Consider the following 22,075-nt stretch of genomic DNA (forward strand, 5'->3'; position numbering starts at 1 on the left):
TTGGATAGATTGAATCTGATTTGGTCGGATCTAAAGCTGCCTGTGGACCAGGATGAGGGGGAACTGCCGGATATTCTGGCCCGCAGATTAAGAGTGACACGCGAAAAGATCAATAACCTGCGGATACTACGGCGTTCTGTTGACGCACGCCAAAAGCCGGAGCTTTTTTTTGTTTATACCGTTGAGTTTTGTGCTCAGATTTCCGGTCCGGAATTAAGAAAAGCAATGGCCCATTATCCGCGGCTGAAAGAAAAAGTGTTTGTCCCGGAGCACCCGCTAAATGGCTACCCGGCGTCCAAACTTGCTTTCCGGCCGATTGTGGTGGGGACAGGACCTGCGGGATATTTTGCTGCGTTGACCCTGGCCCGGAAAGGCTACAGGCCGCTGGTGCTGGAACGTGGAGACAAAGTTGAAGACAGAAGTGGAACAGTTGAACACTTTTGGAATACAGGAATCCTCGATCCGGAGAGTAATGTCCAATTTGGGGAAGGCGGTGCCGGGACATTTTCCGACGGCAAGCTGACCACTCGGATTGATGACCGAAGAGTACGGGAAGTATTAGAAAGTTTTGTGGAATTCGGAGCCAGCCCCGAAATTCTGTATGCAGCCAAACCACATATCGGAACCGATATACTGAAGAAGGTCGTCGCGGCAATGCGGGCTAAAATTGAAGCTTTGGGCGGTGAGCTGCTCTTCCGGACCAAAGTGACCGGTTTGAAAACCGCCAACAATCAACTGAAGGCTGTGGAGATCGATGGTGCGGAGACGATCCCGGCGGAAACGGTGATTCTAGCAGTCGGACACAGTGCGCGGGACGTTTATCAGTTCCTGAAGGTTCTTGGCGTGCAGCTAGAAGCGAAGCCTTTGGCGGTCGGCGTGCGAATCGAGCACCGGCAGGAATATGTCAACCTGACTCAATATGGGGTCCCTTTCCACGCTCGGCTAGGTCCGGCAGACTATCAGCTGACCTATAAAGATATAAGCAGCGGCCGAGGCGCTTATACGTTTTGCATGTGCCCTGGTGGACAGGTGATTGCCTCTTCTTCCGAAGACGGAGGGATCGTCACCAATGGGATGAGTAACTTTTCCAGGGACACTGCCATTGCGAACAGTGCGGTTGTTGTGACAGTCAGTCCCAAGGACTTTGCTTCTAGCGACCCATTAGCAGGCATTGATTTTCAGAGAGAATGGGAGCAGAAGGCTTTTCTGGCCGGAGGAAGGAATTACTGGGTACCCGCTCAGTCGGTACAGGATTTCTTGCGGAATCGGCTGACTAAGGAATTTTCGCTTGTACCGACGTATCGGCCGGGATATACATCGGTGGATCTGCATACGATTTTGCCGGATGAAATCGGCAGCGTGATCGAGAGAGCCCTGCTGGCCTTTGATCAGAAAATGAAAGGTTTTGCCGGTGCCGAAGCCACACTTTCTGGAATTGAATCCAGAACGAGTGCGCCTGTCAGGATCCTGCGCAATGAATCAGGCCAGTCCGTAAACCTGAAAGGTCTGTTTCCGGCAGGAGAAGGAGCTGGGTACGCCGGCGGGATCACCAGTTCGGCGGTCGATGGACTCAGGGCTGCCGAAAAATTGATGGCGCAATATACGCCCAAAGAGTAAAAAAAGTTGGAAAATCCAAAAAAAATAAACCAATTAACAGTATATATATAACCTTAAGTTGACTGGAAATGAAAGGGGAGCTTGAATTTGGCCAGACTTTTTGGAACGGATGGAGTCAGAGGAAAAGCAAATACGGAGCTTACGCCGGAGCTTGCTTTCAAACTTGGAAAAGCAGGAGCCTACGTTTTGGGAAAAGGGCAGGAAAAAGCCAAAATTGTCATTGGCAAGGATACCCGGATATCAGGAGATATGTTGGAGGCAGCGCTGGCAGCAGGTATTTGTTCGATGGGAGTCGATGTACTGAAGGCTGGGGTCCTTCCAACGCCAGGCATCGCATTTTTGACCCGGACGTTGGAAGCAAGTGCCGGTGTTGTCATTTCGGCGTCGCATAACCCTTATGAGGACAACGGTATTAAATTTTTTGCCGGAAGCGGATTCAAACTTTCGGACGAGCTGGAAGATGAGATTGAAGATACACTGAAGAGGATTGATGAGCTGGAATTACCTTCAGGCGGCGACATTGGCAGCATTGTGGAAGTCGAGAATGCGTCGGAGAAATATGCCGCATTCCTGAAAAAAACCTCCGTATCCCTGAAAGGGCTTAAAATCATCCTGGATTGCGCCAACGGCGCGGCTTATGAAGTGGGCCCAAAAGTACTGGCCGATCTCGGTGCTGAGGTCATACCACTCTATAACCAGCCTGACGGGATCAATATTAATGTTCACTGCGGTTCGACGCATCCGGAAGCGCTCGCTAAAGAAGTCCTGCAGCATGGTGCGGATCTCGGGCTGGCCTGTGACGGAGACGCGGATCGGATCATTGCTGTTGATGAGAACGGCAATATTCTTGATGGCGATGCGATCATGGTGATCTGTGCGCGAGCCCTGAAAGATAAAGGGAAGTTGGCCCATGATTCGCTGGTTGTAACCGTGATGAGTAACATGGGACTGCATAAAGCTCTCCGCAAAGCTGGCATCCGGATCCTTGAGACCAAGGTTGGGGACCGCTACGTCATGGAGAAACTGCTGGAATCTGGCGCAATCCTCGGTGGGGAACAGTCCGGCCACCTTATTTTTCTGGAACACAATACGACGGGTGACGGGCTGCTCTCTGGTCTGCAGCTGTTGTCCGTAATAAAAGAGAAAAAAGCCAAGCTGTCCGAGCTGGCCAAACAAATGAAACGATTCCCGCAGGTCCTGGTGAATACCAGCGTCGGTAGTAAAGACAAGATTATGCAGAATGAGCAAGTGAACCTGAAGGTCAGAGAGGTTCAGGAAAGCCTGGGCGAGGATGGCAGGATCCTTGTTCGTCCGTCCGGTACGGAGTCTCTGATCCGGGTCATGCTGGAAGGACCGGACCAGCAGGAGCTAACCAGGCTGGCTGAAGAAGTCATCAAGGTGGTCAGTATTGTCGATCAGAATGACCTTGGCTGAAAAGGGTTAGAACCCTTTGACGGAAAATGTAATAGAATAAAAATGTAATAGACCGGCACCAACCAAGTTTTTTTTCGGATAATCTTCAGATAATCTTGAGAAAATAAGTCTGTACCTATTTTCTCATATGGATTATAATAGGAAAGTCGGAAGCATTGCTGGTCTGTTACATTGATAGATAATAGACTGCTTATGAGGAGGTGGTTGGGAATAGGTTCAGGGACTAAAAAATGAATAGTGGATAATTTTGACGGTTTACAGTATACAGTTTACACTGCGGATCTTTCCGCACAGAAATGTAGCGCCAGAACCCATTTTGGGTTGACGAGGAAGAGGTTAATCGAAGTTTTCGGCGGGTGCCTCTCGGTGGCTTGTCATCGTTAGATTCGTTGCAAATCCGGAAAGCAATTTCCGGGACAAGAGCGGATCAAACAGGAAGAAGGTTTTCTTTGCGGAATCCCTTCAGTTGTCCGTGCTTTTCTACGCCCGATTGCGAAGCAGTTGGGAAAGAAGTCACGAACAGGGTTAACAGGTCTTGACTTGTTTTGATTTGTCTTGCCTTGTTATATCTTCTCTCACTTTATGTTTGTATGTTAGAGATCTGTAGCCGTCCTTGACGGCTATTTTTTATGGCTGACGGAAATATAATGTTATAGGAACACGTCATGAATGAGACAACAACTAAAAAATTATTAAAATTGAAACGAGGAGAACAAAAAACATGTGTGGTATTGTAGGATATTTTGGAGAAAAATCGGCTGTTCCAATTTTGGTTGAAGGTTTAAGAAAGCTTGAATATAGGGGATATGATTCCTCGGGCATAGCGGTCATGGAAGAAGGCGGGATCCGGATCACCAAGAGTGTTGGGAAACTTGTCAACTTAGAGGAAAAGCTGGGCAACCGCACTTACAATGCAAGAATCGGAATCGGCCATACCCGGTGGGCAACGCACGGCAGACCGTCTGATGTGAATGCTCACCCGCATATGGACTGCCATGGAGATTTTGCCGTTGTACATAACGGAATTATTGAGAATTATCTCGAGCTTAGAGAATGGCTGACTGCGGAGGGACATCTTTTCCGTTCCGAAACGGATACGGAAGTGCTGGCTCATCTGGTCGAACATTTTTATAAAGGGGATCTCCAGGACGCAGTCAAAAAAATGCTGGCCAAGGTAGAAGGGTCCTATGCAGTCGTCGTTTTGAGCTATAAGAATCCCGATGTTATGGTTGCAGCCCGCAAAGACAGTCCGTTGATCGTCGGTATTGGAGACGGAGAATATTTTGTCGCGAGCGATATCCCGGCTGTACTTAAATATACGAGAAAGACGTACATCATGGAAGACGGGGAAATGGTGACCGTCTCGGCCGAAGGTTTGAAGTTCTCCGATTTTACGACAGGCGAATGTGTTGAAAAGAGCGTCTTTGAAGTCACTTGGGATGCTGTGGCAGCCGAAAAAGGCGGTTACGAGCACTTTATGCTAAAAGAGATTTTTGAACAGCCGAAGGCCCTGCGGGACACGCTGGCCGGAAGACTGAACCACGACCATGTTGTGCTGCAGGAAGTGGATCTTACCCCGAAAGAGGTTGCTTTATTCAATAAAGTAGCAATTGTTGCCTGCGGAACTGCGTATCATGCCGGACTGATCGGCAAAGGGCTAATTGAACACTGGGCCAAAATACCGGTCGAAGTCGATATCGCTTCAGAGTTCCGGTACAGAGCGCCTTTGATTGATGATAAAACTCTGGTCGTTGTAATCAGCCAGTCAGGAGAAACGGCCGACACCCTGGCAGCTTTGCGCGAATCAAAAAAGAAGGGAGCCAGAGTTATCGCGATCACCAATGTCGTCGGCAGCTCCGTGGCTAGGGAAGCACACGATGTGATCCACACCTGGGCGGGACCGGAAATTGCCGTGGCCTCGACGAAAGCTTATACGACCCAGATCGAAGGAATGATCCTGCTTGCACTTTATCTTACGCAGGCCAAAGGAACCATGCCGAAGGAATGGATCACCGAAATTATTTCCGAACTTGGCAAAATTCCTGATAAAGCGGAGATTATCCTCAAAGAAGGAGCTGAACGCATTAAGACCCTAGCCAGGTACTTTGAAGAAGTGGGCAGCGCATTCTTTATCGGGCGCGGCCTGGACTGGGCAGTTGCGCAGGAAGGTTCTCTGAAGCTTAAAGAAATCTCGTATATTCACGCTGAAGCCTATGCTTCAGGTGAGTTAAAACATGGCACGCTCGCGCTGATTACAGAGGATACACCGATTATCGCGCTCGCAACCCAGAGGGACCTGTACGAGAAAACGGTCTCGAATGTGATCGAGGTTAAGGCCAGGGACGCCAAGGTCATCGGGTTTACGTTTGAAGGAAATACCGATTTCCACAAGTCGGTTAATGAAATATTCTATATCCCGGAGACCGTCAATGAGCTTGCTCCGCTCTTAACGGTGATTCCACTGCAGCTTCTGTCCTACTATGTTTCTGTCGCCAGAGGGAACGATGTCGATAAGCCCAGGAACCTGGCTAAATCAGTGACGGTTGAGTAATATGAAGCGTATTTGGTAATCCTACGGAAGATACTGAAAAAGCCGGCCAAATAAAGTTTTTAACAAAAAAAGTAGCCCCCTGAATGTGGGCTGCTTTTTTGCTCTCAACTTATTGCCGTTTTCCAACGGAAGCTCTATAACTAGGGCGTTTGCGCGCCCTGGTATATTTTACTTAAGACCATACTCCTTGATTTTTCTGTACAATGTTGATTTTGATAAGCCCAGCTCTCTGGCCGCTTCGTCTTTGTTTTTATTTTTACACAAAGCATGCATAATGGCTTCTTTTTGTATATCCCTTAAAGGCAGCGGATCATTGCTTTGTGTTACACTTACGGTGGTTTGCCTGTGTTTGATTTCATTCGGAAGGTCTCCGATATTCAGTATGCCGTTTTTGGCTTTAAAGACCGCATACACCATCGCATTTTTTAACTGCCTGATGTTTCCGGGCCAGGTATATTCCACAAGCGCTTTATAGACCTCAAAACTTAATTTGGGTGGTTCACATTGTAGTTCTTTACTGATCTGATCCAAAAAATAATGCGCGAGCAGGAGAATATCCTTTCCTCTGTCCCGCAACGGGGGTATGTCGATCGCTAAAACGGATAAACGGAAATATAGATCGCTTCGAAATGTTTTTTCCTGTACCATTTGAAACAGGTTCTGGTTAGTTGCGGCGATAAGTCTGAAGTTTACCGTGGTGTACTTGCTGCTGTTGATCCTGACGACTCTTTTGTCCTCGAGGACACGTAATAATACAGGCTGGACTTCCAAAGGCATATCCCCGATTTCATCCAAAAACAAAGTTCCGCCATTGGCAGCCTCTATTTTACCGGGCTGACCGTTTTTGTTGGCTCCGGTAAAAGCCCCTCCTTCATAGCCGAATAATTCACTTTCAATTAAATTTCTGGGTATAGAAGCACAATTAAGGGCGACAAAAGGCCCTTCAGGACAATAATCATGATGAATTGCCTGAGCAAATATCTCTTTTCCTGTCCCACTTTCACCATTTAGCAGAACATTATATGTAGACTTGCTGATATTCCTGGCAAAATCAATGGCCTGTACGATAGGCCGGCTTTTCCCGACAATTGCTTCAAAAGTATGAATGGTGTCATGATTAAGTTGAGATTGCTTTTCAATTCTTTCTTGAGATAGCATGAAAATTTCGGCTCCTTTTGTTTTGTCGATTAGATGCTTAGGGTCAATATTATCATTATCTGAAAATTATGTCAATTCAAATTTTACCCAAGTGTTATAATCATCTATCAATAAAATTTGCCTTGTCAGACACTTAAGTAATATAATTATCTGAAAAAACCTGTTACTGGGTAAGGAGGTTATCCCATTGTCAACCTATCATGCAGCGGCATGGATGGTGCCTGCAGAAAGCGGCCTAAAAAAGAAACATGTCCAGAAGGTGCTCGCACTTTTGCCGGAGGACTGCGAACTGGTCCCGTTTGAGATTCATGGTAATAACTCCTCGGCTTACGGTTTTGCGACCATTGAGGTTATTGACGAAGAGGAAAACGGGCTGGAGACGATCATCGATCTGCTGGAACCGCTTGTCGAAGACTGGACGGAGGATTCTTCCGACTGCACATTAGACCTGCCGGGCGGAAAGCAGACCTATATCGGCTGTGACTACCGTACAGTAATGGTTAGCGGAGTAGATCCGGAACCGCACAGTCATCATCATTAAAATCGTTTAAGAGTAACAAGATACAGATATTTATTGAACAAGGTCAAGATCGTTGGCTATACTGCGAAATCAATTGCTGAGCGGCTAAAGAAAAAGGAGGAAATATGAATTTTCCCTCCTGAAGGATTTTATGTTAAAAACTCTGAAGGACCACTGAAACATGGTGAGTTGGAACGTGCTGCCAACTGGGTGAAGCAAGTAATATCGTAAGTCATTTTTGCTTAAACAGTATATTCCTGCGGCATAACTGAACGGATGTTACCCAAGGGTAATTACTTTCTCAGCCTCGGCCATAATATCCATATTCAGATACATGTTGCCGATTTCACCTACCTTGACCTGATCCTTCAGGTTGTAGAAGTCCAGGCAGATGCCACAGGCATAAATGGTAACCCCTTTATCGACTAAAGTCTTTAAAATGTTCAGAACTGGGGCATCTGCCGTGACCAGCTTGACGCCCTCGTGCAGGAATAAAATATGAGAGGGCAAATGGTCTCCCTCGCTCAGACTGTAGAGATAGGAATACATTAATTTTTCTCCTAGGATTTCTTCACCTTTACCGAAACCTTTACTTGTAACCAACAATACGTAACCCATAAAAAATGCTCCTTTCAATATCCAATATTCATTTATACAAAAAGACAAGAATCATACATCTTAAATCCAAAATTTAATATGATCCCTGAAGCAAAAAATAATCATCAATCCATACGGACAGCTTTGAGTGGGAGAATGTCATGCTGCTCCAAATACGCTTCAACACCCTGCTGGTCGGAGCAGGCGATCTGGATCGCGAGCCCGCAGCCCTGGTTAATTGAGGGAGGGACCGGTATCAGGACAAAAGGCCAGCTGCCTGAATTCAAAAGATCTTCTGCTTCAAGCGTCTGATGAACGGACCTGAAAACAAGGGCGACATTTTCCGAACTTGTCACATTGAACCTCCCAATATGGTGTTTAAAGCAGCCAATAACGCCGCTATATCCGACTCTGTTTGAGAATAATTGATACTGATGCGCAATGCTCCGCGATCAATGGTTCCAGCTGTTTGATGGGCTAAGGGGGCACAATGCAGTCCGGAGCGGGTAACAATATCAAAGCGGCGGTCCAGCTCCAGAGCCACGCTGTCAGGGGTATGATTCCGGAAAACACAGGACACTAGGCCGACTCTCGCATTGATGTCACAGGGGCCCAGAATTTGGATTTCCGGGATATATTCCAATCCTTCAAGCAGGATAGACATCAGTTGAAGTTCATGGCTGCGGATCTTGGGGAGACCCTCATGCAATATGAATTCTACCGCAGCCCCAAGGGCCGCGATTCCCGGGATATTCCGTGTGCCGCTCTCCATCCCTTCCGGCCAGATATCCGGTTGTTCAAGGGTCAGGGAATGAAGGCCTGTCCCTCCATAAATCAGGGGATTCAAAACAAGATCTGGCCTGGCATAGTATCCGCCAACCCCTTGAGGTCCCGACAGGCTCTTATGGCCGGTAAAGGCTAAAAAATCGATGTGCTGGTCTTCCACGTCAATTGGTATCACGCCGGCAGTCTGGGCCGCATCCACCATAAACAGGCAATGGTGCGCTTTAGCGATTTGTCCGAGCTGCTTGATCGGAAGAATCGTGCCCAGCACATTCGAGGCATGCGTAAAACAAAGCAGGCGGGTATTGGGCTGGAAATTAGATTCCACGATAGCGGGATCCAAAAAACCCTCCCGGCTGCACGGAACAATTGTATAGGAAATTCCGCTCTTTTTAAGATATTCCAGCGGACGGACAACGGCATTATGTTCAAGGGAGCTGATCAGAACATGATCCCCAGTCTGAAGAAGTCCATGAAGTCCCACATTGAGCGATTCGGTGATATTCTGCGTAAAAACAATTCTCTCAGTATTTGCGATGCCAAACAAGCGGCTTAAAGCCTTTCTGGTATGAAGAAGCTCCCGCCCGGCGCGCAGAGAAGATTGATTGACACCGCGTCCGGCACTCCCTCCCTGACGCAGGACCCGGTCATGGGTTTCGTAGACCACCTCGGGTTTCGGCCAGGAAGTTGCGGCATTATCAAAATAAAGCAATTCCGTCTCCCCTTATCACATGGATTTAATATGACTTATTTTAGCATAGGGACATTGGATTTGCATCTTCTCCCGACAGAATCTGCTATCTCTAATTCCGATCGGTCCTACTGTCAAGTATTCAAGACATCAATCGATACCCGAATACAATTATTGTTTATAATTCAATTGATGCTCCGGAATTTAATCAATGTTTTGAATCTAATTGAATTATTATTAACCAGATCGCGGTCAAAAATGGTGAAGGAAAAGCATGGTCAAAAGACATGAGAGAGGGATCTTATGAAGAAATTCCAAACATTTCGGATTACGGAAGAACATCAGGGCTTGACTGTCGAGCAGTATCTGAAAAGTATTTTACAATGTTCCGGCAGAAAGATTCAAAAGCTGACCAGAGCAGGCGGAGTGCGTCTCAATAAAAGAAATGCTTATCTTCAGAAAAAGATAAAAAGCGGGGACATCTTGGATGTTCTCGTTTTGGAAGATCAGTTCTTTGGGGTTAAGCCTGAGCCGGGATCGATTGACATTTTGTTTGAAGATCCGGCACTTATTATTTTATATAAACCAGCCGGCATGTTGGTGCATCCAGCAGGGCAAACAACCGGCGGAACGCTGGCTAACTATCTGGCGGAGTACTTTCGGGAAAATGGAGAGACAATTACCATTCGTCCTTTACACCGTCTGGATCGGGATACTACAGGCTGTGTGGTATTTGCCAAAGATGCACGAACCCAGTCTGAACTGGAAAAACAGTTACAGGATGGGAGGCTGAAAAGAAAATATTACGCAGTGGTCCGGGGAAGAATTGAGCCGCCATCCGGTTCTGTTGACGCACCGATCGGACCGCATCCAACACTGCCGAACCGGCGGGCTGTTCATGATCAGGGGGAGCGTGCGCTTACCCATTATAATACGATCAAGACTTTTGAAAATTATTCTCTGTTGGAGCTTACCCTTGAAACTGGAAGAACACACCAGATTCGCGTTCATCTCTCCTCACGTGGCCATCCTGTGCTCGGAGACAGAATGTACGGGAAGCGCTCCTCCCTGATACCCAGACAGGCCTTGCATGCCAGATCCGTCTCGTTTTGCCATCCCGCGAGCGGAAAGTTAATTGAAATACAGGCCCCTGTTCCACCTGATTTGGAAAACCTAATCAGCCATCTTTCTTTATAGTTTTTGGGGAGTGACTTTTACCACCACCAGGTTCTGTAACGGTATCTCGGCCTGTATGCGCCAATGAAAAGGGGAAGTCTCAAAGGAAAACCGAAAAAAACATGCTGTTCACCTCTTTTTATATTGGTAGATATATCCAGTTCTGATATATGTTCATTATGCTAAAAATTATCTTGTCTATGATACCGGTCGTCTCGTTTCTTTATCCAAAAGGTAAAAAGGACAAAAAAGGATTTAAGATGTTTCGAAAATTATGTTAAGATGTTCCTAAGATCAAAAAGAAAATTACTGAATGGGGGAGAAAAATGAAAAAGACAGCTATTGTATTGGGAATTATCCTGATTCTAATTATGATAATTGGAGGTTCTTTGATCGGCAGCTATAACAGTCTGGTGACTGCTGATGAAAATGTAAAAAGTAAGTGGAGCCAGGTCGAGAACCAGCTGCAACGCAGAATGGACCTGATTCCAAATCTTGTGGCAACAGTCAAGGGATATGCTGCGCATGAAAATGAAGTATTTACCGCTATCGCGGATGCGCGTTCGAAACTGGCCGGAGCCCAGACAATCAATGAAAAAGTAGCAGCGGACGATGAGCTGAGCAGTGCTTTGTCCAGATTACTGGTGATCGTTGAGAATTATCCGGATCTGAAAGCAAACCAGAACTTCATTGCCCTGCAGGATGAACTGGCCGGGACTGAGAACCGCTTGGCAATTGCCCGTCAGGATTATAATGAGGCTGTTCAAACGTTTAATACTTCTATCAAGCGTTTCCCGAGAAATATTATTGCAGGGATGTTTAATTTTGAAAGCTACACTTACTACGAAGCCGAGGAAGGAGCAGAAAAGGCTCCGGTAGTAAAATTTGGCGAGTAGGAGGACAGGAATGGCAAAGAAACTCCTTTTCGTATTCCTGGCTGTATTTTTGCTGACGGCAGGGGTTTGCCCTTCTCTGCTGGCAGTGACGCTGCCGGTCAAGCCGGCAACGGATATCTATGTACAGGATTATGCCGGTATGCTGTCAGATACAACAAAACAGGAAATTCTCAGAATTGCCGCTGCTCTGGATGAAAAAACCTCGGCCCAGATCGCCGTTGTGACGGTTGATTCCCTGGAAGGCAGCACGGTTGAGGAGTATGCCAATAAACTGTTTCGGGTCTGGGGCATTGGAGATCAGGAAAAAAACAACGGTGTATTGTTCCTGATCAGCAAAGATGACCGGGAGCGCAGAATAGAAGTGGGCTATGGTCTGGAAGGTAGGATTAATGATGCCAAGGCCGGTCGTTTTCTGGACCAGTCTACACCGTATTTCCAGGATGGGGATTACGACGGCGGCGTCTATCTGGTATTTAATCTCCTGGTCGCTGAGGTCTGCCAGGAATATGGTATTGATGATCTGGGGGCATCGGAGGAATTAGCAGCTGAAGAATCATCAGGATTTGATTATGACTGGATCATCATCATTGTTGTGCTCGTTATCATTATTTACTTTAACAGCCGTAACAAAGGCAAGCGGAGCGGCAATTTTCGTGGTCCTTTCGGGGGGGGATTCGGAGGCGGATCTTCCGGCGGTGGTTTTGGTGGTGGCGGGTTCGGAGGCGGTTCTTCCGGAGGCGGCGGATCATCTCGAGGGTGGTAGAGAAGCATACCGAAAGTGTTCGCAGACATATGAAATATTGTCAGCTGGGTAAGGATGGTGCATAAAATGGGAAAAATATATGACGGTTTGACGGAGCTTATTGGCGGTACACCGCTGGTAAGACTTCATCATATCTCTGCCGGAATCAATGCGGAGGTAATTGCGAAGATTGAATCGTTCAATCCTGGTGGTAGCATCAAGGACAGGATCGCTTTGAATATGATTCTGGATGCCGAGAAAAAAGGCCTCATGACAAAGGATTCGGTGATCATTGAACCGACCAGCGGTAATACCGGCATTGGCCTGGCTTTTGTTGCAGCGGCCAAAGGGTACCGGCTGATCCTGACCATGCCGGAAACAATGAGTGTAGAGAGGCGGAAGCTGCTTCAGGCTTACGGTGCTGAAGTCATCCTGACGCCAGGTTCGGAAGGGATGACAGGTTCAATTAAAAAAGCAGCGGAGTTGGCCCGGGAAATCCCAGGATCCTTTATTCCCCAGCAGTTTGAAAATCAGGCCAACCCTCAAATCCATCGGGAGACGACGGCTGAGGAAATCTGGGCCGATACAGATGGCGAAATAGACATTCTGGTTGCCGGAGTTGGAACAGGAGGCACGCTTACAGGTATAGGAGAAGTTCTGAAGGTGCGTAAACCTGAACTAAAGGTGATCGCAGTGGAACCTCAAGGCTCTCCGGTCCTCTCAGGGGGCAGGCCGGGTTCCCACAACCTTCAGGGAATCGGAGCAGGGTTTGTTCCCGGAGTTTTAAACATTGACCTCATTGATGAAATATTCCAGGTGACGGATCAGGAAGCGTATCAGACGGGAAGAGAACTGGTGAAAAAAGAGGGAATGCTGGTCGGGATTTCCGCCGGTGCAGCCGCTTTTGCCGCCCTGGAAGTTGCCAAACGTCCAGAAAATGAAGAAAAAATGATTGTGGTCATTCTTCCGGATACCGGTGAAAGGTATATAAGTACTGAAATGTTTCAGGATAAATAAATATAATTGCGAACCCAGAAACATAGGAACATATGAACATTTAAAAATATTTAAGAGGGGAAACAATATGAGCAAAAATAACTGGAAATTTGATACTTTGCAAGTACATGCCGGTCAGGTGCCTGATCCGACAACAGGTTCCAGAGCAGTACCAATTTATCAGACGACTTCGTATGAATTTAAGGATACGGATCATGCGGCTAAATTATTCAGCCTGGAGGAATCCGGCAATATCTATACCCGGATGATGAATCCGACGACGGATGTCCTGGAAAAGAGGATTGCAGCGTTGGAGGGCGGAGCTGCCGCGATTGCAACAGCATCCGGATCGGCCGCTGTCACGTATGCCATCTTAAATATTGCCGGTGCTGGCGATGAGATTGTATCTGCGAATACGTTGTATGGCGGAACGTATAATTTGTTTTCGACGACGCTGGCCAGACTTGGTTTAAAAACCACGTTTGTGAATCCCGATGAGCCGGAAAACTTCCGGGCTGCCATCACGAAAAAAACAAAAGCTATCTATATAGAAGCCCTTGGTAATCCGGGCATCAACATTATCGATATTGAGGCTGTGGCCCAAATCGCGCATGAAAATGGTATCCCGCTGATTATTGATAGCACATTTGCATCACCTTACCTTCTCAAGCCGATTGAATTCGGCGCGGATATTGTTGTGCATTCCGCAACGAAGTTTATCGGCGGACATGGCACGACAATCGGAGGACTGATCATTGATTCCGGAAAATTTGACTGGTCGGCAAGCGGCGAATTTCCGGGGATGACCGAACCTGATCCGAGCTATCATGGTCTAAAATACTTTGAAGCACTTGGACCCTTGGCCTATATTTCCAAAATCCGGCTGCAGCTGATCCGGGATACGGGAGCAACGATCAGCCCGTTTAATTCGTTCCTTTTGCTTCAGGGACTTGAGACTCTGTCTCTCCGGGTCAGACAGCATGTGGAGAACACCAGGAAAGTCGTTGATTTCCTCCAGGGTCATCCGCGTGTCTCCTGGGTCAATTACCCGGAACTTAAAGAAAACAAATACCATGCGCTAGCCAAAAAATACTTTCCGAAAGGAAGCGGTTCGATTTTTACTTTTGGGATTAAGGGCGGCATTAAAGAAGGCAAAAGGTTTATCAATAACCTGGAGTTGTTCTCTTTGCTCGCGAATGTCGCCGATGCTAAATCTCTTGTCATTCATCCGGCCAGCACGACTCATGCCCAGCTGTCTGAGCAAGAACAGCTTGCTTCCGGCGTGACGCCGGATATGATCAGACTGTCCATCGGTATTGAGGATGCCGAAGACATTATTGCCGATCTGAAGCAGGCACTCGATAAAATCTGAGTGAGCCATAAAGTATTATGTATATATACGGGACGTAATCTAACCGCTCTTCTATTAGCGCCCTCCTGGCGCTAATAGCCGTGCTTCACATCCATGTTACGCTTGGATGGGTTAGATTACATCCCGTTTATATTTTTTGGAAATGATAGATGGTTTCTAGGGTCATAAATTTTTATGCAGTCTAAAATGTCAAGTTAGTCAGGCAAAGATGCATATTGATTCGAAACAAGACCGGCTGATTCCAGGCAGAAGTGAATAAAAGTTTCTGCCCAGGGAGACAGGGTTCTTTTTTTATGGTGGGCAAAATAGAACATTCTTTTTTCGGGCAGTTCGGCAAGTTCATAGGCATTGATCTGTCTGCTTTTGACATAATCCAGAGCGGCTATGCCTGAAATGATTGAGATGCCAATCCCTTCCCTGACACTTTCTTTAAGAGCTTCGAGGTTGTCGCAGTAGCCGGCAACATGCAAGTCGGAAAGCGTAATACCTGATGTATGCAGCATTTGAACGACATTTGCCTGGGTGCCCGAATCTGACTTCCGAAAAATAAAAGGGTAATCCACCAGTTCAGTAATGGAAATATGATTGTTTAAATGAATGCTGCTGGGTGTGATTAAGACCAGCTTTTCTTGCAGAAAAGGAATAAAAGTCAACTGATCCTCGTGGTATTGTTTACCCAGCACACCAATTTCGGCATCCCCGTTCAACAGCTTGGCTGCAACAATTTCCGAACCGCTCTGGTTAAGGACAAATTGAATTCCTTTATACTCCCCCAAGAATTTGGCCAATAAAGTTGGAATTGCATATTTAGCCGGAACGCTGCTGGCAGCAATATGCAGATGACCGTCAATTTTTGCAGTCCAGCCTTTCATTTCCCATAGTGCCCTGTCTTTTACATTGAGTATTTCCCTGGCCCATGGATACAATTTCTCCCCAAAAGGTGTTAAGACAATTTCCTTTCCAAGCCGGTCAAACAGTTTTTGACCAAAGTAGTGCTCCAGATTGCTTATATGCGTACTGACCGTCGACTGGCTTAAAAAAAGACTTTGGGCAGCCTTAGAAAAGCTGTTTTTTTCTGCTACTTGTGTAAAAATCTCCAATTGATGCAACAACATGATATTCACTCCCTCAGATAGGATAGGCTGTTAGTCTTTGCTTTATCCGTTAGTCCGTTAACGTTAATGATTTTATATTATCGTTATTATCGATAGATAGCAATCCTATTTGAAGATAAAAAGTATTTCAAGAAAGATCTGACGCTTGCTATAATAAAGTAATTTGAAAGCTTGAAGCAGAGGGAATTAATGCTTAATCAATTATTGAAAAGGTATGCTGGAGGCCCGAGATGAAATGGACAGTGGGTATCGACATCGGATCCGTATCAACCAAAGCAGTTCTTTTTAATGGAGAACAGGTTGATTCAAAAATTATACCGACTGGCTGGAGCCCTTCCCAGGCAGGGCAGGAGGTTCTGGAGCGCCTGCTGAAGCCGCAGGGACTGACCCGTGATGATATTAGTTTGCTTGTCGGTACAGGCTATGGCCGTATTCAACAGGGAATGTTTGATAAAACGTTCAGTGAAATTACCTGCCATGCCCGCGGTGTACATTATCTGCTGCCGGAAGCCTGCGGGTTGATTGATATTGGCGGTCAGGACAGCAAGGTGATCGGTTTTGGCGAAAAGGGCAAAGTTGAAGACTTTGTGCTGAACGACAAATGCGCGGCCGGAACCGGAAGGTTCCTGCAAGTAACCGCCCAAACACTGGGCCTGGAGGTTTCGCAGTTATCCGCCCTCGCCGAAGATGCCGACCCGGCTGACATCAACAGTATGTGCGCAGTATTTGCCGAATCAGAAATCATCGGCTTGCTGGCGCAGGGCATTACTGTCGAAAGTATTGTCGCCGGTTTGTTAAAGTCCATCGCGAAACGCATCAGCGTGATGGCTGGGAAGATCCATTTTCAGGATACCGTTGCTTTTTGCGGCGGGGTAGCTCAGAACCAGGTGCTTAAAGACCTGCTTAGTCAGGAAATAGGATGCAGGCTGGCTGTGCCGCCGTGTCCTCAGGCTGTAGGGGCTCTGGGAGCTGCAATCCTGGGGTATGAATTATAAAAGAGGAGGAATAAGAAAAATGAGAGCTCAAACAATGGCTTACTTCGACCAGCTGATCCCTAGCGGGATGGTCATGGCCAAGGAGGCCAAGGAACAAGGCAGAAATGTAGTAGGGTATTATTGTGTATTTTCCCCGATAGAACTCATCGAGGCTGCAGGGGCAGTGCCCGTAGGGCTTTGTGCGACCAAACAGGAACCAATAGCCGAGGCGGAAAAAGTACTGCCGCGTAATCTCTGTCCGCTGGTCAAATCCAGTTATGGCTTTGCTGTAAGCGGTAAATGTCCCTTTTTTCATTTTGCAGACATTGTCCTGGCCGAAACGACCTGTGACGGCAAGAAAAAGATGTACGAGCTGCTGGCGGAGCATAAGCCGATGATCGTGCTGGATATTCCGAACAGCTCCAATCTGGAAGACAGACAGGCCCATTGGGTCAAACAAATTTACCGAGCCAAGGATTATTTTGAAAAGAATTTAGATGTCAAGATCAGCAACGAGAAGCTCGCTGAGGTCATCAGGACCTACAACGAGGAAAGAAAGCTTTTAATGGAACTGGTTAGTCTCAATAAATTGCATCCGACTCCGATTTCAGGTACAGACCTGCTGAAAGTGCTGTGGGGAAGAAGCTTCCAGTTCAAACGCGATGAATACACCGCCAAGGTCAAGGAACTGATTGCTGAACTTAAAGAAATGACAGCAAAAGGTGAAGGTGCTTCCCAGCCTTCCAGTAAACGGATACTCATCACAGGCTGTCCGACGGGTACCGGACAGGAAAAAGTCATGCAGGTTATTGAAGAAGCAGGCGGAGCAATTGTGCTGCAGGAATCCTGCAGCGGCATTAAAGGTCTGGTTGATCTTGTTTCCGAGGAAATGGATCCGTTTGAAGCCTTGGCTGAAAAATACAGCAAGATCCCGTGCTCCTGCAGTTCCCCGAATACCGGCCGCTTTGAACTGCTGAGCAGACTGGTTCAGGAATACAACGTGGACGGGGTTGTGGATATCACATTGCAAGCCTGTCATACGTACAATATTGAGTCTTACTCGATCAAGGAACATCTGAAAAAAAATCATAATATCCCGCTTCTGCAGATTGAAACAGACTACAGTGATGCTGACCGCCAACAAATCAAACTCAGAGTCGATGCCTTTTTGGAAATGTTGTAGAATAGCAAATTCTCTTCCAGTGCTGCTAATTAATGAAACCCACTTTCTCCTGCGAACATGAATCATCGCAGGGGAAAGTGGGTTTGTTTTTGAACCGTCAATTGAAATCTGATACAATTAAAAACAAGGCAATGGCAGGGGAAAAATTGACAAGATTATCCGATATTAGCTAAGGTAACAAATAAATAGACTGTGTTTAACAAAATTATTTGGAGCGAATGAAAGAACGCCAAGCTGAAAGGGGGGAACACGATGGCGAAAAAATCGCTCAAAATAGAAGGCATGACCTGCGCAGCCTGTGCAAAGGCTGTTGAAAGGGCAGTACGGAAACTGCACGGAGTTGAAGAGGCCAGTGTCAACCTGGCTACAGAGAGACTAAGCATCCGTTATGATCCTTCCACACTACGCGTTTCAGATTTCAAAAAGGCGGTTGAAAAAGCCGGATACAGGGCTTTGGAAGAAGACACAAAGATTGATGAAGATAAGGTGAGAAAAGAAAGAGAAAGAATGGTTCTCTGGCAGAAGTTTGTCCTGTCCGCAATCTTTACTGTTCCGCTGCTGATCGTCACGATGGGGCATATGTTTGGCAGCGCGATTGGCTTTCATTTGCCGAAGATCATTGATCCGATGATGAATCCTTTGAACTTCGCGCTGGTTCAGCTGATTCTTATCCTGCCTGTGATCGTCGCAGGCTATAAATTTTTTACAGTTGGCTTTAAAACGTTGTTCAAGGGAAGCCCGAATATGGACTCTCTGATTGCGATCGGCACTTCGGCAGGATTCCTTTATGGGGTGTTTGCAGTTTCCCGGATTATCACAGGAAATGCGGAATACGCCAATCATCTGTACTTTGAAGCGGCGGGGGTAATTCTGACGCTGATTACGTTGGGCAAATACCTGGAATCCGTGACGAAGGGCAAAACCTCGGAAGCGATTAAAAAGTTGATGGGGCTTACACCGAAGACGGCCATCATTATCCGGGATGGAAAAGAAATTGAGATCCCGATCGAAGAGGTTGAGGCCGGTGATATTATCTTTGTGAAACCGGGAGAAAAAATGCCTGTTGACGGTAATGTCGTTGAAGGGACTACTTCCGTGGATGAATCAATGCTTACCGGTGAAAGCATACCGGTGGAAAAGAATCCAGGTGATGCAATCATCGGGGCCAGTATTAATAAAAACGGGATCATCAAATATGTAGCGACCAAAGTCGGAAAGGACACGGTCCTTGCGCAGATCATCAAATTAGTTGAGGAAGCACAGGGTTCCAAAGCGCCGATTGCCAAGCTGGCCGATGTGATTTCCGGTTACTTTGTGCCGGCGGTGATGGGGATTGCTCTTCTTTCAGCTTTAGGCTGGTATTTTATCGGAGGGCAGTCTACAGTTTTCGTGCTGACCATCTTTATCTCTGTACTTGTTATTGCTTGCCCCTGTGCCCTGGGGCTGGCCACACCTACCGCGATCATGGTCGGAACAGGTAAAGGCGCCGAATACGGGGTTTTGATCAAGAGCGGGGTGGCGTTAGAAACTACACATAAAATTAATACCATCGTTTTTGATAAGACCGGTACGATCACGGAAGGGAAACCCAAAGTCACAGACGTTATTACTGCTGATGGGATCAGTCAAAACGATCTTCTGCAGCTTGCCGCCTCAGCCGAAAAAGGATCGGAGCACCCGCTTGGAGAAGCAATTGTTAAGGAAGCTGAGGACAAAGGTCTGACTTTTAAGAAACCTGATACATTTAGAGCAATTCCCGGTCAGGGGATTGAAGTTCAGATCGAAGGCCGGAATGTGCTGCTTGGCAACAAAAAATTGACAGATGAAAGAGAAATAGTCCTTAGCCACTTCGAAGAAGTCTCGCATCAATTGGCCGGAGAAGGCAAGACCCCAATGTATATTGCGATTGACAACACCATTGCGGGGATTATCGCCGTAGCCGATACGATAAAGGAAAACAGCAGCAGGGCGATTGAGGTCCTCCATAACATGGGTATCGAAGTTGCCATGATTACCGGTGACAACAGAAGAACGGCCGAGGCCATCGCGAAACTTGTTGGGATCGACAGAACGCTGGCTGAAGTCCTGCCTCAGGATAAGGCAAACGAAGTGAAGAAGCTCCAACAGGAAGGCAGGAGGGTCGCCATGGTTGGTGACGGCATCAACGACGCTCCGGCCCTCGCCCAGGCAGATATCGGGATAGCTATCGGTTCAGGCACGGACGTTGCGATGGAATCCGCGGATATTATTCTGATGCGAAGCGACCTGCTCGATGTTCCGGCTGCGATCCAGTTAAGCAAAAATACAATCAGAAATATTAAGCAAAATTTATTTTGGGCATTTGGTTACAATATCCTTGGTATCCCTATTGCGATGGGAATCCTGTATATCTTTGGAGGCCCCCTGCTGAATCCGGCCATTGCCGCCGCTGTCATGAGCTTCAGTTCGGTATCGGTATTGCTGAATGCACTGAGGCTAAAACGGTTCAGGCCGGTAAGGTAACTCAATTAATCTACGAGGAGTGTAAAATATGAAAAAGAAAATTGCAATCGAAGGTATGAGCTGCAGCCACTGTGTCAGTCATGTAAAAGAGGCCTTAAGTGAATTTGAAGGTGTAACAGAGGTCAATGTTAATTTGGAGTCCAAGACGGCCATACTGGAATCATTAAGTGACATCAAAGATGAAGCAATTCAATTGGCGATTGAGGATGCCGGTTACGGAGTCGTAGGAATCGAGGTTTTATAATGCAAAATCAGTTTTCCCGTACGGCATTGTTGATTGGTCAGGAAGGCCTGTCAAAACTTCAGAGCAGCAAAGTGACTATTTTCGGTTTGGGCGGGGTCGGCTCCTATACGGCCGAAGCCCTGGCCAGAGCTGGTATAGGTTTCTTTAAACTTGTCGATTTTGATGAGATTTGCCTGACAAACATTAACCGGCAGCTTCATGCCCTGCACTCGACGATTGGCAAAGCCAAGGTTGAGGTAATGAAACAAAGGATACTGGATATCAACCCCAACGCAAAAATAGAAACCTTCCAGTTCTTTTATCAAGAGGAAGGAGCTGAAGTTTTCTTTGCCGAGAAACCGGATTATGTGGTTGATGCAATCGATACGGTAAAAAGCAAAGTAAGTCTGGCCAAAGAATGTCACCGGAGAGGGATTCCGCTCATCTCGTGTATGGGAGCCGGCAACCGTCTGGATGCACTCAGTTTTCGCGTCGCCGATATATCCAAAACAAGCGGCTGCCCTTTAGCCAAAGCAGTACGCAAACTCCTGAAACGGGAAGGTATTACGCAGGGGTTCAAAGTCGTCTTTTCTCCGGAACCTACTTTGAAGCCTTTGGAACAGGAAACGAGCTGCGAGTCCAATTGTATTTGCCCCAGTGGTGATGCCCACTGTTCCCTGAAACGTCAGATCCCTGGCAGTATATCTTACGTTCCGTCGATGGCTGGTCTGCTGATGGCAGGGGAAGTCGTTAAGGATATTATTAAGAAAAATTTTAATCGGGATTAAAATAACCCTATTTTGGGAATGATGATTGAAAATTGTTGGTTTCACGGTGAATATGGAGTCAAAAATGACTTGACGAACAAGAATAAGTAGTTGTATTATACAACTAAGGAGAGGTACCGATGAAAAACAACCGTCAATTGCTTTGTCTGCTTGCTGAAATGACTAAAGCGTCCAGATGCTGCCAGCAGGATGCGATCCTTGGCGGGGGTGTCACGTTTACCCAGTTTTATATTTTGGACCTTGTAGGAAGCTATGGCACAATGCAGCTTTCGGATTTGCACCCATTACTTGGCGTCGAAAAAAGTACCTCGACGAGACTGATTGAACCCCTTGTCCAGCAGGGGCTGATTATCAAGCAAAGGTCTGAAATTGACTGCAGGGCCATAAACCTGATCCTGACAGGCGAAGGTCAGAAAACGAAGGCCGATTTATGGAAACGCGTGGATTTCTTTTTAAGAAAACTATCGGCGGAAATCCCGGAAGAAAAGCAAGAAGAGGTTTACGAGAACGCGTGGATATTTCTCAAAGCGGTGAAAAGAGTTCTTAATCAAAATTGTTTTGAGATGAATATGATGCCTTAGGAATTTTCCGGTGAGAGGAGGTGTACACAAATGTTTACAAAACATTGGATGTTGCGTGAAACCGCTCATTGCAAAGAAGGCTGCATAATTTAGTCTTGGGGAAGACGGTAAACTCCCTGGAAGAGCCCGTTAATCGGGCTCTTTTTTCAGCTTGCTGCGTTTGGCAGTGTTTTTTG

General features: G+C 46.8%; 20 protein-coding genes. 15 read left to right on the forward strand and 5 right to left on the reverse strand.

The genetic code is table 11. From position 1 onward, the window contains the following. Window positions 1-9 precede the first annotated feature (9 nt). The 3 genes from AB3489_RS02590 (at window position 10) to glmS (ending at window position 5,602) form a co-directional block, all read left to right on the forward strand. Window positions 10-1,617 (forward strand): NAD(P)/FAD-dependent oxidoreductase, encoded by a 1,608-nt coding sequence (locus tag AB3489_RS02590; RefSeq protein ID WP_368294564.1) that lies wholly within the window; start codon window positions 10-12, stop codon window positions 1,615-1,617. A gap of 87 nt (window positions 1,618-1,704) precedes the next feature. Continuing rightward, window positions 1,705-3,051, forward strand: a complete 1,347-nt coding sequence (gene glmM / locus AB3489_RS02595; RefSeq protein ID WP_019226801.1) for a phosphoglucosamine mutase — start codon at window positions 1,705-1,707, stop codon at window positions 3,049-3,051. Window positions 3,052-3,772: 721 nt separating this feature from the next. Beyond that, the gene (gene glmS / locus AB3489_RS02600) at window positions 3,773-5,602 is read left to right on the forward strand and encodes a glutamine--fructose-6-phosphate transaminase (isomerizing) (protein ID WP_019226802.1); all 1,830 of its coding nucleotides are present in this window, start codon (window positions 3,773-3,775) and stop codon (window positions 5,600-5,602) included. 168 nt (window positions 5,603-5,770) lie between these two features. Here glmS and AB3489_RS02605 read toward each other — a convergent pair whose 3' ends face one another. Continuing rightward, entirely contained in the window at window positions 5,771-6,760 is a 990-nt protein-coding gene (locus tag AB3489_RS02605) for a sigma-54-dependent Fis family transcriptional regulator (protein WP_019226803.1), read from the reverse strand. Window positions 6,761-6,947: 187 nt separating this feature from the next. On the opposite strand from AB3489_RS02605, the gene AB3489_RS02610 reads away from it, so the two are divergent. Continuing rightward, window positions 6,948-7,301, forward strand: coding sequence for a hypothetical protein (locus AB3489_RS02610; protein WP_019226804.1), 354 nt, complete (start codon window positions 6,948-6,950; stop codon window positions 7,299-7,301). 258 nt (window positions 7,302-7,559) lie between these two features. On the opposite strand, the gene yedF is transcribed toward AB3489_RS02610, so the two are convergent. From yedF to AB3489_RS02625, 3 genes are all read right to left on the reverse strand, one after another. Then, window positions 7,560-7,898: a sulfurtransferase-like selenium metabolism protein YedF gene (gene yedF, locus AB3489_RS02615; protein ID WP_019226805.1), complete on the reverse strand. Its 339-nt coding sequence runs from the start codon at window positions 7,896-7,898 to the stop codon at window positions 7,560-7,562. Between the two features lie 104 nt (window positions 7,899-8,002). Next, window positions 8,003-8,233, reverse strand: coding sequence for a DUF3343 domain-containing protein (locus tag AB3489_RS02620; RefSeq protein ID WP_019226806.1), 231 nt, complete (start codon window positions 8,231-8,233; stop codon window positions 8,003-8,005). Further along, window positions 8,230-9,372 carry an aminotransferase class V-fold PLP-dependent enzyme gene (locus AB3489_RS02625; protein ID WP_019226807.1) on the reverse strand — a complete coding sequence of 381 codons (1,143 nt, stop codon included), beginning with the start codon at window positions 9,370-9,372 and terminating at the stop codon, window positions 8,230-8,232. Before AB3489_RS02625 ends, AB3489_RS02620 begins: the two co-directional genes overlap by 4 nt. Before the next feature lie 282 nt (window positions 9,373-9,654). On the opposite strand from AB3489_RS02625, the gene AB3489_RS02630 reads away from it, so the two are divergent. From AB3489_RS02630 to AB3489_RS02650, 5 genes are all read left to right on the forward strand, one after another. Then, on the forward strand, window positions 9,655-10,548 hold the full coding sequence (locus AB3489_RS02630; RefSeq protein ID WP_368293847.1) for an RluA family pseudouridine synthase: 894 nt from the start codon (window positions 9,655-9,657) through the stop codon (window positions 10,546-10,548). 305 nt (window positions 10,549-10,853) lie between these two features. After that, window positions 10,854-11,423, forward strand: coding sequence for a LemA family protein (locus tag AB3489_RS02635; protein ID WP_019225988.1), 570 nt, complete (start codon window positions 10,854-10,856; stop codon window positions 11,421-11,423). Window positions 11,424-11,433: 10 nt separating this feature from the next. After that, complete coding sequence (locus AB3489_RS02640) at window positions 11,434-12,186, forward strand: YgcG family protein (protein WP_368293849.1); 753 nt, start codon at window positions 11,434-11,436, stop codon at window positions 12,184-12,186. Between the two features lie 66 nt (window positions 12,187-12,252). Next, on the forward strand, window positions 12,253-13,182 hold the full coding sequence (gene cysK, locus AB3489_RS02645; protein ID WP_368293850.1) for a cysteine synthase A: 930 nt from the start codon (window positions 12,253-12,255) through the stop codon (window positions 13,180-13,182). Between the two features lie 67 nt (window positions 13,183-13,249). Continuing rightward, a complete protein-coding gene (locus AB3489_RS02650; RefSeq protein ID WP_368293851.1) occupies window positions 13,250-14,533 on the forward strand; it encodes a homocysteine synthase in 1,284 nt (427 codons plus the stop codon). Window positions 14,534-14,727: 194 nt separating this feature from the next. On the opposite strand, the gene AB3489_RS02655 is transcribed toward AB3489_RS02650, so the two are convergent. After that, window positions 14,728-15,648 (reverse strand): selenium metabolism-associated LysR family transcriptional regulator, encoded by a 921-nt coding sequence (locus AB3489_RS02655; protein WP_368293852.1) that lies wholly within the window; start codon window positions 15,646-15,648, stop codon window positions 14,728-14,730. Window positions 15,649-15,878: 230 nt separating this feature from the next. Between AB3489_RS02655 and AB3489_RS02660 the strand changes: the two genes are divergently transcribed. From AB3489_RS02660 to AB3489_RS02685, 6 genes are all read left to right on the forward strand, one after another. Further along, a complete protein-coding gene (locus tag AB3489_RS02660; protein WP_019225993.1) occupies window positions 15,879-16,643 on the forward strand; it encodes an acyl-CoA dehydratase activase in 765 nt (254 codons plus the stop codon). A 19-nt stretch (window positions 16,644-16,662) separates the two neighbouring features. Then, a complete protein-coding gene (locus AB3489_RS02665; protein WP_368293853.1) occupies window positions 16,663-17,805 on the forward strand; it encodes a double-cubane-cluster-containing anaerobic reductase in 1,143 nt (380 codons plus the stop codon). Between the two features lie 252 nt (window positions 17,806-18,057). Next, on the forward strand, window positions 18,058-20,307 hold the full coding sequence (locus AB3489_RS02670) for a heavy metal translocating P-type ATPase (RefSeq protein WP_368293854.1): 2,250 nt from the start codon (window positions 18,058-18,060) through the stop codon (window positions 20,305-20,307). 28 nt (window positions 20,308-20,335) lie between these two features. Then, entirely contained in the window at window positions 20,336-20,551 is a 216-nt protein-coding gene (locus tag AB3489_RS02675) for a heavy-metal-associated domain-containing protein (protein WP_287896889.1), read from the forward strand. After that, a complete protein-coding gene (locus AB3489_RS02680) occupies window positions 20,551-21,318 on the forward strand; it encodes a ThiF family adenylyltransferase (protein ID WP_019225997.1) in 768 nt (255 codons plus the stop codon). The genes AB3489_RS02675 and AB3489_RS02680 overlap by 1 nt, the downstream gene beginning before the upstream one ends. A 119-nt stretch (window positions 21,319-21,437) precedes the next feature. Beyond that, window positions 21,438-21,899, forward strand: a complete 462-nt coding sequence (locus AB3489_RS02685) for a MarR family winged helix-turn-helix transcriptional regulator (protein WP_368293856.1) — start codon at window positions 21,438-21,440, stop codon at window positions 21,897-21,899. The last annotated feature ends 176 nt before the right edge of the window (window positions 21,900-22,075 follow it).

Source organism: Dehalobacter sp. TBBPA1 (genome assembly GCF_040931655.1).
GTDB lineage: Bacteria > Bacillota > Desulfitobacteriia > Desulfitobacteriales > Syntrophobotulaceae > Dehalobacter > Dehalobacter restrictus.

Bases quoted from the DNA above. Each gene is read 5' to 3' on its own strand.
- glmS (WP_019226802.1), top strand. From the start codon at position 3,773: ATGTGTGGTATTGTAGGATATTTTGGAGAAAAATCGGCTGTTCCAATT.
- AB3489_RS02605 (WP_019226803.1), bottom strand. From the start codon at position 6,760: ATGCTATCTCAAGAAAGAATTGAAAAGCAATCTCAACTTAATCATGAC.
- yedF (WP_019226805.1), bottom strand. From the start codon at position 7,898: ATGGGTTACGTATTGTTGGTTACAAGTAAAGGTTTCGGTAAAGGTGAA.
- AB3489_RS02630 (WP_368293847.1), top strand. From the start codon at position 9,655: ATGAAGAAATTCCAAACATTTCGGATTACGGAAGAACATCAGGGCTTG.
- AB3489_RS02635 (WP_019225988.1), top strand. From the start codon at position 10,854: ATGAAAAAGACAGCTATTGTATTGGGAATTATCCTGATTCTAATTATG.
- AB3489_RS02640 (WP_368293849.1), top strand. From the start codon at position 11,434: ATGGCAAAGAAACTCCTTTTCGTATTCCTGGCTGTATTTTTGCTGACG.
- cysK (WP_368293850.1), top strand. From the start codon at position 12,253: ATGGGAAAAATATATGACGGTTTGACGGAGCTTATTGGCGGTACACCG.
- AB3489_RS02650 (WP_368293851.1), top strand. From the start codon at position 13,250: ATGAGCAAAAATAACTGGAAATTTGATACTTTGCAAGTACATGCCGGT.
- AB3489_RS02655 (WP_368293852.1), bottom strand. From the start codon at position 15,648: ATGTTGTTGCATCAATTGGAGATTTTTACACAAGTAGCAGAAAAAAAC.
- AB3489_RS02660 (WP_019225993.1), top strand. From the start codon at position 15,879: ATGAAATGGACAGTGGGTATCGACATCGGATCCGTATCAACCAAAGCA.
- AB3489_RS02665 (WP_368293853.1), top strand. From the start codon at position 16,663: ATGAGAGCTCAAACAATGGCTTACTTCGACCAGCTGATCCCTAGCGGG.
- AB3489_RS02670 (WP_368293854.1), top strand. From the start codon at position 18,058: ATGGCGAAAAAATCGCTCAAAATAGAAGGCATGACCTGCGCAGCCTGT.
- AB3489_RS02675 (WP_287896889.1), top strand. From the start codon at position 20,336: ATGAAAAAGAAAATTGCAATCGAAGGTATGAGCTGCAGCCACTGTGTC.
- AB3489_RS02680 (WP_019225997.1), top strand. From the start codon at position 20,551: ATGCAAAATCAGTTTTCCCGTACGGCATTGTTGATTGGTCAGGAAGGC.
- AB3489_RS02685 (WP_368293856.1), top strand. From the start codon at position 21,438: ATGAAAAACAACCGTCAATTGCTTTGTCTGCTTGCTGAAATGACTAAA.